Origin of the sequence: Pacificispira spongiicola (assembly GCF_012926505.1) — a bacterium.
Lineage (GTDB): Bacteria > Pseudomonadota > Alphaproteobacteria > UBA8366 > Aestuariispiraceae > Pacificispira > Pacificispira spongiicola.
Genome location: NZ_JABBNT010000002.1, coordinates 305,201 through 320,531 on the forward strand (window position 1 = coordinate 305,201; position 15,331 = coordinate 320,531).

The 15,331-nt window shown below is 58.9% G+C and carries 2 protein-coding genes; both read left to right on the plus strand.

The features are described from left to right. Window positions 1–272 precede the first annotated feature (272 nt). A complete protein-coding gene (locus HH303_RS06705; protein ID WP_169624463.1) occupies window positions 273–12,929 on the plus strand; it encodes a FecR domain-containing protein in 12,657 nt (4,218 codons plus the stop codon). A 34-nt stretch (window positions 12,930–12,963) separates the two neighbouring features. Further along, the gene (locus HH303_RS06710) at window positions 12,964–15,315 is read left to right on the plus strand and encodes a CHASE2 domain-containing protein (RefSeq protein ID WP_169624464.1); all 2,352 of its coding nucleotides are present in this window, start codon (window positions 12,964–12,966) and stop codon (window positions 15,313–15,315) included. The last annotated feature ends 16 nt before the right edge of the window (window positions 15,316–15,331 follow it).

Consider the following 15,331-nt stretch of genomic DNA (forward strand, 5'->3'; position numbering starts at 1 on the left):
ACGCGGGACCGCGATACTATCCGCTCTACGCGAACAGGTCACGCGGCAAGCATATCCCGGCAGGAGCCTCGCCGGAACACCCCATTCAACCGCGAAAAGATTTTTCAAATGCCCTGCCGAAAACTGCGACGGACATCTTTCCTAAAAGTTAATAAAATGCTAATTAACACGTGAGGGGCGCTTAAGAGTGGGATTTCCGTTTTACGCGAGTAGTCGAAACGTTTGCTGCGTTTTGAACCGGCGGAAAAAGCGCGGGTCTCCGGGGAACATTTATGGCCAGGTTGGATCAGCCGCACGGATCGGGCGGCACCGGCGAAACGACTGCACAAAACTCGCTCCTCTCTCCTGAGTCTGGAAATTCTAGCGATTCCAACGGGTTTTCTCCCGAAACCGCCGCTTCTTCCAACCTGGATACAGCGCTGACCGGCAACAACAGCCCGTCCGACGGGGCAATCCCCGAATTCGACCTCATCGGCGGCGATGCCGGTGCCAACCGTCCCGCCGTCATCGACAACCCGCTGGATTCCGGCGAACCGCTGGACGTCGTCATTGCCCTCGATGCCCGGAGCGGCGATTCGCTGCCGCTCTCCGATGCCTCCTTCATCTATGATGCGGATTACGTTCGCCAGGGGCCGGACCTGTTGCTGATCAAACCGGACGGTACGGCGGTTCTGGTCGAAAACTATTTCGCCGTTCCCTCCCCGCCCGACCTGACGGCGGAAGGCGGGCGCGTCCTGTCGCCGCAGCTTGTTCAATCCTTTCTGCATCCCATTGCGCCGGGGCAGACGGCCGCCTTGGGCGATGCGCAGGTTGCGCAGGTTCTGGGCGAATCGATCGGCACCGTCGACAACCTGACGGGCAATGTCTATGCGGTGCGCCCGGATGGAACCCGCGTCCTGCTGCAGGCGGGCGACCCGGTCTATCAGGGCGACCAGATCGAAACCAGCGACGGCGCTTCCATCAAGATGACCTTCGTCGACGGGACGCTGTTCACGCTGGGCGCCAGCGCGCGTCTGGCGCTGGACGAGATGGTTTTCGACCCGACGACTCAGACCGGCCAATCCGCCTTTTCTATCTTGGAAGGCGGCTTCCTGTTCGTGTCGGGCCAGATCGCCGCGACCAATCCGAACGATATGACGGTAACGACGCCGGTCGCGACGATCGGTATTCGCGGCACCGTCGTGACCGGCACTGTGTCCGGGCTGCGCAGTGCGAATGGAGAGGCGTTTACCTTCACCGTCGTCGATGGCGAAATCGCCGTCACCGCAGGCAATCAGACGATCGTTCTGTCCGAAAACTTCGCCTCCGCGACCGGGCAATCCGACAATGCCGGTCAGATTCGCGTGTTCGAATTCACGGATACGGCACAAAACGTCATTGCCCGGAACGCCGCGCAGTTCAAGGCGCTCAGCACCGCCGACCTGCAAAGCATTGAACGCGCCATCGTCAACACGATCCAGCAGAAAACCGGCGAAACCGTGGATATCGACCTGCGCGGCCTTGTCGATTCCGTCGATGACGGACCGCAACAGAATCAGGACGGCGAGGAAGACGGCGGCGAGGACGGCGGGCAGACCGAAGAATCCGGCGACGGCGGCGGCGATGGTGCCGGAGACGCGACCGAAGAAGGCGACCAGGAAGCCGATGCCGGGTCCGAGGAACAACTGACCGAGGATGACATTCCCGTCGAGGGAGAAGGCGACGGCGAAGAGGAGCTTGCCGACGAGTCAACCGAGGAAGAGCAACTTGCCGAGGGTGAAGGCGATGGTACCGGCGACGGTGACAACACCGTCGAAAACGATACCGACGACACCGCGGGAGACGAGGGCGACAAGACGGAGGATGTCATCAAAGTCGTCGGGGATGTCGGAAACGGCAACGATTCCGGATCGGGTAACGGGGACGATTCCGGTAGCGGTACGATCGTTATCGGCGATGCGACAGCCGGCACCAATCAGAACACCAATGAAACCAATCAAGAAACCGTAACTGTTGTTCAACCGACGGAAACGGTTACGACGGTGGAACCGACAGAAATCACCATTACGTCGAGTAACCTTCCAGGGGCATCGCCAGCCGCGGCGTCGGAGGGATACACTTACGAAGTCAATCAAAGCACCTCTACGAAAACGGTTAACGTTTCTGCGGAAACCGCGACCGCGCCGATCAAGGTAACGACCGGGACCGGATCCGATACCGTTAAAACCGGAAGCGGCGCCGACAATGTCAGCACCGGTGCGGGGAACGACGCGATTACCACCGGTGCCGGGAATGACACGGTCAATGCCGGATCCGGCAACGACGCAATTACCGCCGGGTCCGGCGAAGGCGACGATTATTATGACGGCGGCGATGACTACGACACGGTGAAATATCCGTCCGTATCCGGGAACAACATCGCCAACCTGACAATGTCCCTGAACGACAGTTCGAAGCTAAGTTATGTCAATGACGGCTCTGTCGGTGTTATTGACAACGACACGCTGACCAATGTCGAAAAGATCGAATCCGGTGAAGGCGACGACCTCGTCTATTATTACAGCACCGACATGTCGATCGATGTCGACGGCAAAGGCGGCAGCGACAGTTTCACACTGTCCACCAGTCAGGATGCCCGCTACGACTTCAGCTCGGGCCTGCTGACGACCAGCGGCGGCACGGCGACAATCACCAATTTCGAATACGTCAGCACCGGCAGCGGCAACGACACGGTGGTCCTGACCGATCACACGACACAATACTCCGATGGCGGTTACGGCACCGACACGCTGGACTATTCGAAGGCAAGCCAAGCACTTTATATTGCCACGTCGAGCGGCCAGCTTGGCGATTCCCTGTCGGTCGGGTTCGATACCCAGACACGGCAGTCACGCGACTTCTCGAATTTCGAGTCCGTGGTCGGGTCCAATTTCGGCGATACGTTCAGCATCGCCACCGATGGTATCACGATAGACGGCGGCGCGGGCAACGACACCGCGCGCATTCAGGACGGTGCAGGCACCCTCACCGTGGGCAGTTCCGGCAACCTGAAAAACGTCGAAACCATCGACCTTAGCAACGTGTCGAGCACGCAATCGCCGGTTAATCTGTCTTTCACCGCGAGCGACGTTCTGTCCAGTACGACTGGTGGAACGCTAACGATCCTGGGCGCGGCCGGCGGCGCGGTCCTTTACAATACGGATTTCGCGGACTGGACCGAAACCACATCGGGCAGCGGCACCTTTACACATTCTAACGGCGCAACCCTGATTCTGGACGCGAATGCGGTCAGTGGGCTGTCCGTCCTGTCCGTCGGCCTGGACGATTTTGACGTAGCAGGCGGCCAACAAGCCTACGATCTGTCCTATACGAATACCATTTCAACGCAGGACATCGTCGTAAATGCGGGCGACACCACGCTCGACCTGCATGTTCAGACGTGGTCTGGAAACGACACCGTTACGACTGGCGACGGCAACGACATTATCGCCACCGCCGAAGGCGATGACGTGATCTATGCCGGGGCTGGGAACGACTATGTCACCGCCAGTTTTGGGAACGATACGATCGTCGCGACGGCCGGCGGCGACGGGAATGACGATTACAACGGCGGCATCGGCACCGATACGGTCACCTATGCGTCCGTTACCGGGAATGATATTGCCGACCTGACACTATCGATCAACGACGTTTCGGCCGATAGTTTCGTTAACGACGGAACCGCCAACGTCACGGGCTTCGATACTCTGACGAATGTCGAAAAGATCATTTCCGGCGACGGCGACGATGTCGTTTCCTATTTCGGGACGAGCCTGTCCATCGATGTCGACGCGGCAGGCGGTAGCGACACCTTGTCGGTGAATGCCGGGACCAGTTCGGTAACCTACAGTTTCGCAACCGGTGCGCTGTCCGCCGACGGCAACACCGCCTCCGCGACGAATTTCGAAACGATCTCCTTAAGCGGCAGCGGCAACGACACGGTCGTGATTTCCGATCACACGACCCAAACCGCCCATGGCGGCGACGGCACGGATACGCTGAATTACGCGGCGGCCTCCCAGGCGATCTCCGTTTCCGTCGGCAGCTACATCAACATCGCCTATGCCTCGGACAGCCAGCAATCCACGACCTATCAGAGCTTCGAAAACCTCGTGGGTTCGGATTTCGACGATACGTTCCGGCTGAGTTCCGGCACGGTCACGGTAGACGGCGGCGGCGGAACGGACACGCTCGTCCTGGAGGACGGCGCCGGGACGCTGACCTTCGGCGCATCCGGCGACATCAAGAATATCGAAGTCCTGGACCTCGCCTATGTCGAGGACGAACAAAGCCCGGTTCACTTCAATTTCGACGCCGACGACATTCTTGCCGCCACGGAGTCCGGTACGCTGACGATCCTGGGCGCGGAAATCCCGGATGCCATCGTCATGCGGACGCGTTCCCGGTGGATCGAGATCGGCGAAACCGGCACCTATACCAATACGAACGGTGCGGTGCTGGTCCTCGACGGTGCGGAAAGCAGCATGAAGGGCGTGAATATCTTCACCGGGGCCGTGAACTCTAGTTGGAACAACAGTGCCAACTGGGTCACCGATTTTACCAGTAGCGGAACCCCGCCGGCCAATGGCGACGATGTTGAGCTGGCACTCAATTCCACCGATACAGCCATGGTTTCCGAAATCGGCAGTCTGTCGCTGAACAGCCTTACCGGCAGCGGTAACCTTAGCATGTACGGTCAGGCGACCCTATCCGTATCGACACTGGCGCTGACCGACACCGTGATGTTCGGTGGCGGAACCTTGATCGCGGAAACCGGCGGCAGCGTTGGAGGGCTGGATATAAGTTCCGGCAATCTTGTCGTTTCCGCTGGAACATTAAGTTTCGACGACCTCTACGTTGCCGGCGCCTTTGCTACGATTTCAGGTTCCGGGACGGTCGAATTCACCGGCGCCGGTGAGGCGAGTATCGGCGCGTTGGCCCTGAACACGACATTTCGCGTCGCGGAAGATGCCGATCTTGATCTGAATTACGGGGCCCGCATCACCGGCGACGGCAAAATCGACAATTTCGGGAATATCTTCTTTGAAGGCGGCAAGACGACGCTGTCCGTCGATATCGACAATCACGGCGACATTGACTTGAACGGTCTGAACGGGACGACCTTGAGCCTGATCGACACGCTGACCAACCGCGGGACGATCGATTTCGGTACCGACAGCTCAGATTCCGTGAAGATCAACGGTGGCGGCGACTTTATCGACAATGGCGGCACATTCGGGGATGCCAACGGCGCGACGATCGTCTTCGTAGACAGCACCGACTTCGTCCTTGGTTCCGCGAACGGGTTCACCCTGTCCCAGACCGGCCCTACCCTGGCGTTCAACGCCAACACGGGCATTCATACCGGCCTAGCAACCGCCGAATTCCTGAACGAAGGGGTTCTGGATTTCGATTCCGGCACCATCGGTACCGGGGTCGTCCTCGACAATAACGGTCGGGTCATTGTCGACGGTCTGCAAGTCGAAGGAACGCTGGACACCCGGGACGGTACCATCGCCGCCGCCCATGGGGAGGCCGGTTTCGCGATCAATGACGGCGGTCGGCTTATCGTCGGGGAAGATAGTCGGTTTGAAAATTCAAGTGGGACGATCGGTCAGGGCGTTCCATTTATTAGCGCCCAGGATGGCGCGATCGTGGAAATCGCCGAATCCGAAACCGTCGATCTGGACGCATTGGGCAGTTTCGACTTCAGTGACGGCGGTACGCTCGATGTCGGCGGCGTCTGGCAGGTCAACGGCACCAGTACAATTTCTGACAACGCTAGCCTGACCTTCACCGGCGACGGATCGATCGTAAATGCCGGATATCTATTCCTGAACAACGACACGGTCGACGTTGATATCGTCAACTATGACGACAGCCAGGAGGCCATCGGCACTGTCGATTTCGATGCTTCCACAGTGTTGAATTCGGAAATAGACGGGGGAACCGTTATCGTTTCCGGCGGCACCTTAAGTGGCATGGGCACACTTACGAACCAGGATGCACTCGAACTCAGTGCCTCCGCCGTGTTGGCAGTCAACGCCGATCTCGGCGCCGGCACGCTTTTCTATGGCGACGGCGCGACGATTACCTCCGCATTGGATTTGACGAGCGGCACGTTAAGAGGTGCCTTCGTGATCGAAGCGGCGGCCGAATTAGAGGTTTCCGGCACCAATGCCATAATGTCGATATCCGACGACACTCTTTTGGAGTCCGGTTACGTATCCCTATTAGCAGGCGCCACGCTTAAGGTAGCGGCCGGATCCGATCTGGACCTCGCATCCGACGGATATCAGGATTTCTACTTCCAGGACGGCGGCACGATGTCGACCTTGTCCCTGGAGGGTGACGTACGGTTTACGGATACTAGTTACCTCCTCGATAATTCGGGTTCGGTTGAGGTTTCCGGCCCGGGAACGCTGACCGTTACACAAGACGGCGACCTTAATATTTCGAACGATACCCTGGCAGTGGCGGTTCAGAACGCGGGAACGATTTCCTTCCAATCCACCGCGAACGAAATTGAAGGAACGGTAACCAATACCGGAACGATCGCGTTCCAATCGAATGCTGAAACGGACCTGGTCGGCCGGATCGACAATACCGGCACCATCGTCATGGGCGACAGCGCCATCCTGCGCGGCGACGGCACGGGCGTCATCGATCAAGACGGACATCTGACCATTACCAACGGCGCGACGGCCCAAATCCGGGACATCGACCTGGATATGTCGCACGGTACCCTTACGGCGACGGACGGCGCGCTGTTGCGGATCGACGACGGGGCGATCACCGTCGGCACCAATATGGTGTTCAATCATCACGGGACCGGGTCCGACGGGACCTTGCTGATCGGCAGCGGCGGGACCCTGAACATCCTGGCCGGTGAAACAATCACGACGACCGACGAGGAACTGAACGTCAAAAGCGGCACGATCGCCGGAACCGGTCTGTTACGGAACCATGGGACGCTGGACCTGACAGACGCCGTTATCGCGGAGGGTGCGCAAGTATCGAGCACCGGGTCGATCGATATCTCGACGGAATGGAACGGCGGGACCGGCCTGATCCTGCACGGAACATTGACGAACCAGAACACGTTGGATGTCGGCGCCGCCAATCTTTCCATCGGCACGACGGGTACCTTGATCAATAACTACGCCATGGATTTCAGCGGTTCCGCGCTGACCGTCGATGGGGTGCTGAACAACCAGGACGAAGACGGCCCCGGCGGAGAAATACCCGCGCCGACCTTTACCCTGGCGAACAATTCGACCCTGACCGGCAGCGGTACTCTGGCGAACGACGGTCATATGGTTTTTGGCGGTTCGTCGAAACTGTTCGTCGATCATTTCGAAAACGCCGGGACGGCCGTCTTCGGCTACGGGGCCACGATCAACGTCGGGGATTTCGATCTATCCGGCGGCACGCTCGATTATTCTTCCGGCAGTGTCGTCGTTACGGGCGGCACCATCGATGCTACGAATGGCGCCCTCGTCGCCGACAGCATCCAGGACAACCTTATTTTCAGTGGCGGAAAACTGATCGTCGGCAGCGGCACGACGCTCAGCCAATACGGCGACCCCTTGATTACCGCCTATGCGACGCTCTCCATCGCTGACGGCAGCAGCTTCAACGTTCATGACTTCTCACTGGTCGGCGGCACCGTTGACGGCTCGGGAACCCTGACAAATGCGAGCAGTTGGACCCTCAGTAATATAGCCCTTGGTGACGACCTTCATTTCGTCAACAACGGCACGATTTCCGAGATGAACGGAACGCTGCATTTCGGACGCGACATCGACAATACGAATGGTGAATTGCGGCTTACTAACAGCAGCAACGGATCCACGATCACATTGGACAGCGGCGGCACCTTCACCCTGGAAGGCCTGACCCGGATGCAGGGCGGCGGCGTGATCCAGGGTGGTTCCGCATCGGAAAGCCTGATGCTGACCGGGACGTTGATGTCGAATAACGCAGCCAAAGCCGACACAATCAGCGTCGACATGACCGTCGATGAAACCGGCAGCCTGATCGTCGGCGGCGATATCGCGGCCGGGACTGACGGCACGTTGGCGATCACCGGCGCCTTCCGGAACGACGGTTTTGTTCAGGTTGATCCCGCCCTGGCCGCCCATGGCGTCTTGAAAATCACTGAAGATTTTACGAATACCGGCACCCTTCAGGTCGACAATGGGGCCAGCCTGTCCGTCGGCGCCGGGTCGGGAACGATCCTCAATACCGGATTGATGCGCGGCTACACCGCATCCGAATCCGATTCCGAAACGGGGACGCTGACGCTCGGCAAAATCGACAATACCGGCACGATCGCCCTGGCGGAAACCGGCCAAATCGCCATGAAATGGACCATCGACGGCGGCTGGGTCGATACGACGAACGGCACATTGCATATCGCGGACGGCAACGTTCTGACCTTCGACGCCGGGACCCTGTCCGTCGGCACGAACAGCGTTCTTTTGGGAACCGGCGGCACGATAGAGTTCCAATCGGCGAGCATGTTGGACATCGGCGCGGGCGCGACGATATCGACAGAAAATTACGGTTTCGATTTTGACGATTCCACGATTTCCGGCATGGGTACGCTGGAAATCGCCGATGACGGCGGAAGCGCCGCTTTCGGCAACACGACGATTTCCGCGACGGTCGTCAACGAAGGGACTCTCGCTTCCGTTGCCTACGGCAAAACGGCGTTTATCGACGGAACGTTCGCCAACAAATCCACCGCAAACCTGATTGCCTCTGGGAATATCTCCATCACCGCCAACGGCGACCTTCAAAATGCCGGCACGATCACGACCTTCAGCGGTTGGGTGGATGTGGCGGAAGGCGGGAGTTTCACAAATAGCGGTACCCTTAATTTCGCGGGTTTGGCGAGCGGCGGGTCGTTGTCCCTGGACGGCACGATGGCGAATTCCGGCGTTCTCGAATTCTCTGGAAACGGACAATCGGATTTCCAGATCGTTTCCGGCACGATCGGTCTGTTGGACAATAGCGGCACGTTGTTGCTGACCGATTCAGGAGAGCAGTCCTCCACCACGTTGATGGTGGAATCCGACATCACCAATACCGGCACGATCGAGCTGGACGCCTTTCTTCGCTATGGATACGGGGAAGGTGCGGCGGGCTACAATCTCGATACCCGCGACGGCGCGATCATCGTCAATTCGGACGGTGAGCTGAATATCCGCGAAACGATCACCGTCGGCGCCGACACCGACCTTTCCGGCGGTGGCGAATTGAACGTCACCCACGGCGGCACCATGGTGGTCGCGACGGGCGAGACATTCACCTATAGCGACGACGAAGAACTGGTCGGCCTTTTGGACGGCACGATCACCGGTTCAGGCGAATATATCAACGAAAGCGGAACCTTGTACGTCGCGGGTGGGAAGATTTCCGTCGTCAGTTTCACCAACGCGGACCTGTTGCTTCTCGATTCCGGAACGCTGACGATCGATACCGCCAACTTCACGAACCGAGCGGCAAACGGCACGATTTCGGCCGGCACTATCGAGCTTACGGCCAGCACAGCCCAGGCGGCCGTTCTAAAGCTCGCCAACGACCTGACCAACGACGGCGTGATTCGCATGACCGGTTCTTTGGCCGCGGATAATGCCATTCTGACACATACCGCCAGCGAAACCCTCACCAACAGCTTGAACGGTACGATCGAGGTCACAACCGGCTCTGAACCCGGCGACCGCATTCTGGACCTGAACATCGTAAACCAAGGCTTGCTGAAACTGAACAATGCGGACGGCACGCTGACGGCCGGTCATCTGTTGGACACAACCGCGGGCCAGATCGATATCGGTACTTCCGACACACTCGTCGTCAAAGGGGAGTTACAGCTAGGCTCCGTCACCAACCTGACCGGTGCAGGTCCGGTCGACGTGCAGGGCCTGCTTTCGGTTGCTGCAGGTCAGAACTACACGCATTTCGACAGTGCATCGCGGTTTGACTTCTCGACGCAAGGTAAGCTCGGCGGTGACGGGACCTTCACCAATCTCAGCGCGCTCGACATCACCAATGCGACCCTGTCCATTGCCGGTTTCCAAAACTCCGGCACCGTCAGTGTGGCAACGGGCGATGCGACCATAACCACGGCGGGTTTCAACAATACCGGCGGCCACCTTAACGTCACCGGTCTCGGCGTCGACTCGATGCTGTATTTCGACGCCAGCATGACCAGCGCTGGCAGCATCACCGTGAACGCGTCCGACGCGGCGGCGGGGTTGGTTTCGACGAGCCAACACGCATTCACGCTGACCAACGCCGGATATATGGAGTTCACCGGCGGCGGCGCCGGGAACGCTGCCTATAACATCCTGGCCGTCGATGTCGTGAATACCGGCACGATCTCTGTGGACGGTTATGCGGAAATCCGGAATCTCGCGTCGCTGGATACGTCCAACGGCAAGCTGGAAATTGCCCCCAGCGGGGCCCAGGGCTTGTTGGAACGCCTGGACCTGGATACCGGCGCGACGCTGGTGGTCGGCACCGACACGCAATTGGCCGGAAACGGGACGATCCTTTTCGGGGATAACAGCACTCTGTCTATCGGCGCGAACGAGAATTTCACTTATAGCGGCACCGGCGCGGTGCTGGACCTGAATCAGTGGGATTCCATTGCCGTCACCGGCGCGGGCACGTTCACCAACACGACCGATCTTTCCCTGGGCGGAGCCACCTTGTCCGTTGGGACGTTGGTAAACCAGGGCAGCATCACCAGCACGACCGGGACCTTGCATTTTGACGGGTCGACGCTGACCAACAGCAACAATAACGGGTTGTCATCCTTGACGCTGACCGGTTCCGGAAAGCTGATCAACACGTTCGGCACGACGCTGAGCATGGACGACATGGAATTCGCCAATGGCATGACGGCGATCAACAACGGTGTCATGACACTCGACACCGACGAAACGATGTCCGTCCTCGGCACGACATCCGGTATGACGATTTCTTCGACCGGCGTGTTTCAGCATATCGGCGATACGTACAGTTATATTCGGTTGAACGACGGCGGCCGGATGGTCAATCAGGGCATGATCGGCATCGGTGGCACGGAAGGCGTTGTATCGTTGTTCAACAACAGCGGCGCCGATGGGACGTTCTCAAATGTCGGCACGATCAGTTTCTCCAACACGTCCAATAGGTTGAGTGTCGGATCGAATACAACACTGACTTTTCAATCCGGCACTGCCTTTGCCGGAGCCGCGGGTATCATCTCGGTTTCCAACGGGGCGGCACTTGCCTTCGACACCAATTTCGATATGGACGGTTCGGTTGAGTTCACAGCCCTTGTCGAAGGTCCCCCTGTCACCATGTCGGGCACAGGAACGGTCACCAACAGCGGCGGGTTGGACAACCTTTATGGCTTCGATCTGGCGATGGCGAAGTTCATCAACGCGTCGAATCTAAACCTCAGCGGCGGTGCCATCAGCACGGATTTCCTGAACAGCGCGGCAACCGGTCAGATGACCCTGACGAATGGGGGGACGCTGACCCTGGACAGCACCCTAACCAATGCGGGTCAACTGGACCTCGGCAATGCGGAAATCGCAGGAACCGGTACGTTGATCAATACCGGCACCATCGGAATGACGGCGACGTCGCAATCCCTGACCGCGGATGTCAGCGACATCGACTTCCATAACCAAGGAACGATCACCTTGGTCGGGGAACAATTCGGTCAAACAACCGCCTCCCCCACTTTGTCGGTCGCGCACCTCACCGTGAACGACGGCGTCATTGAGTTCGAACCGGGCAGGATATCCGAACCGGTCCTGCGGGTCGGTGACGCGGCGGGAACGCTTATCAACAACGGCGAATTGAATTTCAACACCGGCAGCGGGACCATAAGCGGGAAGTCCAGGATCGACGGAAGCGTCGAATTCGGCGCCGATGACGGCACCATGTTCGTTAACAGTTTCCAGGCTCAGGCGCACAGCACCGCGAACAAGGTGCAAATCACGGGCGATCTGACCATGAACGAAAACTCGAAACTGGTCATGGATTTGGGATCCGGTACGAACGCGGCGGACCACACCGCCTATTTGGATGTCGGCGGCACAACGACTTGGGGCGGCACATTCGAAGTTCGGGTCAACTCTGACTATTCCAATACATCGACCGACGCGATTACCAGCATGTATGAGGCCGGTAACTTCATGCGCGTGCGGATCGTCGATGCGGATACCGGCGCGAGCATCGGTAAGAACGACTCCGGTGATATCCTGTTGCCGTCCTTTGTCGGTACCGGTTTCAAACTGTCGACGGGCGGCTTGACCGGCGATTTGGAAACGATCGAGGATCAGGACGCCATCCAAGGCAGTGTGGGCGACAGCGGCGACAACAGCTTCACCCTGAACACGGTCGGCGACCGGGAAGTCTGGTACGGGCTGGACGGCAACGACAGTTTCACGCTGTCGAACGGCGGTACCCTGGCTTTCCTGGATGGCGGGATCGGCGATGTCGATATTCTGCATGTCCAATCCGACTTCTATGGTTTGGCGAACAATTCGACGAACGAATGGCGCCTGAACAACCTGGAAGCCCTGGACTATACGGGCGGAGCGGATGGAACGATTTCGATGACCCAGGATTTTGCCTTCGCCTTGTCGGAGGACGTGAACTCTCTCGTCAACGGATTGTCCATCGACGCCTCGCTGAAGGACGACGCCCTGATCATCGCGGGCGGTACCGGCCAGACGCTGTCCTTCACCGACGCCATCAATTGGACGGCGACGGGAACGACCGTTTCGCTGGACCACGACAATCAAAACGGCAGCGACAGTTACGCGATCTATACGGCCAGCAATGGCGCGCATGTCTATGTCGATACCGATATGTCGGTTAACATGCAGTCGACGCCGGTATAAGGGCGCGCCAAACAGGCACAGTAGCGGGGGTTTGATGTCCGATACGGGGGATGCCGGCAAGCAAGGCCGGATTACAGGTTTTCTTAAGTCCATGTTCGGCGGAAAGAAGAAGCGCCGCGGCCCCTGGTGGAAACCCGGTCTGCCGACGATTATCGCCTTTGCGGTGCTGGTCAGCGGCATCGCCGTTCGCATCGTGGACCCGGCCCCGGTCGAAATGCTGCGCCTGCGCACCTTCGATTATTACAACGTTCTCGCCCCCCGCGTCCCGCCGCCCCAATCGCAAGTCGTCATTGTCGACATCGATGAAAAAACCCTCGCGGAACTCGGCCAATGGCCGTGGCCGCGCACCATTGTCGCCGAGTTGCTGGACGCCCTGCGCGACTATGGTGTTGCCGTGGTCGGATTCGACGTTGTCTTCGCCGAACCGGACAAGACCTCCCCGGGCCGTATGGCGATGACGCGAAAGGACCTCCCGCCGGAACTCCGCTCCGCTCTGGAAGGCATTTCCAGCAACGAGGAAATCATGGCCGCGTCGATGCGGACCGTCCGGACGGTGTTGGGGCAGGCCGGAACGAAGACTCAATCGGTTCTCGCCGACAGCGAAATTGCGAAGTTTACCGCCTTTAAAGGCGCTTTGGGCCTGTTGGGAGTCCAGGACCCCAATAAGGCGGTCGACGAACGCATCTATAAAATGCCGTCGCTTATTTACAACTTACCGGAAATCGAATCCTCCGCCTCCGGCCTCGCCTCCATTTCCGTTGAAGAAGAAGTCGATGGCGTTGTGCGGCGCGTTCCCATGATCATGGAAATCGGCGGCGTCATCAAACCGACTCTGTCGATCGAAATGCTGCGGGTCGGACTGCAGGGAAACAGTATCTTCGCAGCCGTCGATCCGGGGGGAATCCACGAAATCCGCTTGCAGACACCCCGCGGCAATTTTCCGATCCCCACCGATGCGAACGGCCGTATCTGGGTCTATTACGCGAAACCCGACATATTCAACAGCCCGACGAACGAAGGGCGCATGTATATTTCGGCGTCGGACATCATTGCCAAACGTGTCCCGCCGGAACGCCTAAAAGGGCGATTGGCCGTTGTCGGTACCTCCTCCGTCGGCCTGGTCGATATTCGAGCGACGCCGATCGAACCCCGCCTGCCGGGGGTCGAAGTGCACGCGAATGTCATCGAAAACATTCTCAGTCAGCAATTCATCCGCTATCCGGACACGATGCGGTTGACGGAATTGATCGCCATGGCCGTGGTCGGTCTGTTGCTGATCTTCTTCATTCCGCGCGTCGGGCCGGTCGTCACCCTGGTCGGGTTGGTCGTCGGCGGCGGCGGTTTCGCGGCGGCAAGCTGGTATCTGTTCTCAACAGAACGCATCCTGTTGGATACGACCTATCCCGGCGGATTGCTATTCTCGCTTTATGCCGTTTTGGCGTTTGCCAACTACGCCCGCGACGCGGCGGAAAAACGGCAGGTGCGCGGGGCGTTCAGCCAATATCTGTCCCCCGATCTGGTCGAACAATTAGCGGAAGACCCGGACAAGCTACAGCTCGGCGGCGAAACGAAGAAGATGACGCTGTTGTTCTGCGACGTGCGCGGCTTCACGACAATTTCGGAAAGCTTCAAATCCGACCCGCAGGGCCTGACCGTCCTTATCAACCGCCTGCTGACCCCGCTGACCGGAGAAATCCTGAAACGGCGCGGCACGATCGACAAATATATGGGCGATTGCATCATGGCCTTCTGGAACGCGCCCCTGGACGTGCCGGAACAGGAAGCCAAGGCCTGCGAATCCGCCCTGGCCATGTTCGAATCCCTGGAAGCCCTGAACGAAGACCGCAAGCGGGAAGCGCTGGAAGAAGGCAAGCCGTTCCTGCCACTCAACATCGGGATCGGTCTGAATACCGGCGATTGCGTCGTCGGCAACATGGGGTCGGAGCAGCGTTTCGACTATTCGGTGCTGGGCGATGCGGTGAACCTCGCGTCCCGTCTGGAAGGGCAGTCCAAAAGCTATGGCGTCGGCATCGTCATCGGTGAGGAAACCGCACGGGCCGTCACCGGGCGGTTCCCGCTGGCGGAATTGGACCTGATCGCGGTGAAGGGCAAAAGCGAGGCCGTGCGCATCTTCACCATCATGGGCAAGCCGGACATGCTGCAGGATCCGGATTATGACAATTTCGAACGGCAGCATGCCTCCATGTTGGAGGCCTATCGGGCGCAGAATTGGGAAGAAGCGGAACGCCTGATGGCGACGCTGAAGGGCCGCCTGAACGGTGTCCTGGATGGGTTCTACGACATCTACGGCGCACGCGTTGCCGAATATCGCGAGAACCCGCCCCCGGCGGAATGGGACGGCGTCTACGTCGCCACGTCCAAATAAATCGCGCCGGACAGTC

Bases quoted from the DNA above. Each gene is read 5' to 3' on its own strand.
- HH303_RS06710 (WP_169624464.1), top strand. From the start codon at position 12,964: ATGTCCGATACGGGGGATGCCGGCAAGCAAGGCCGGATTACAGGTTTT.
- HH303_RS06705 (WP_169624463.1), top strand. From the start codon at position 273: ATGGCCAGGTTGGATCAGCCGCACGGATCGGGCGGCACCGGCGAAACG.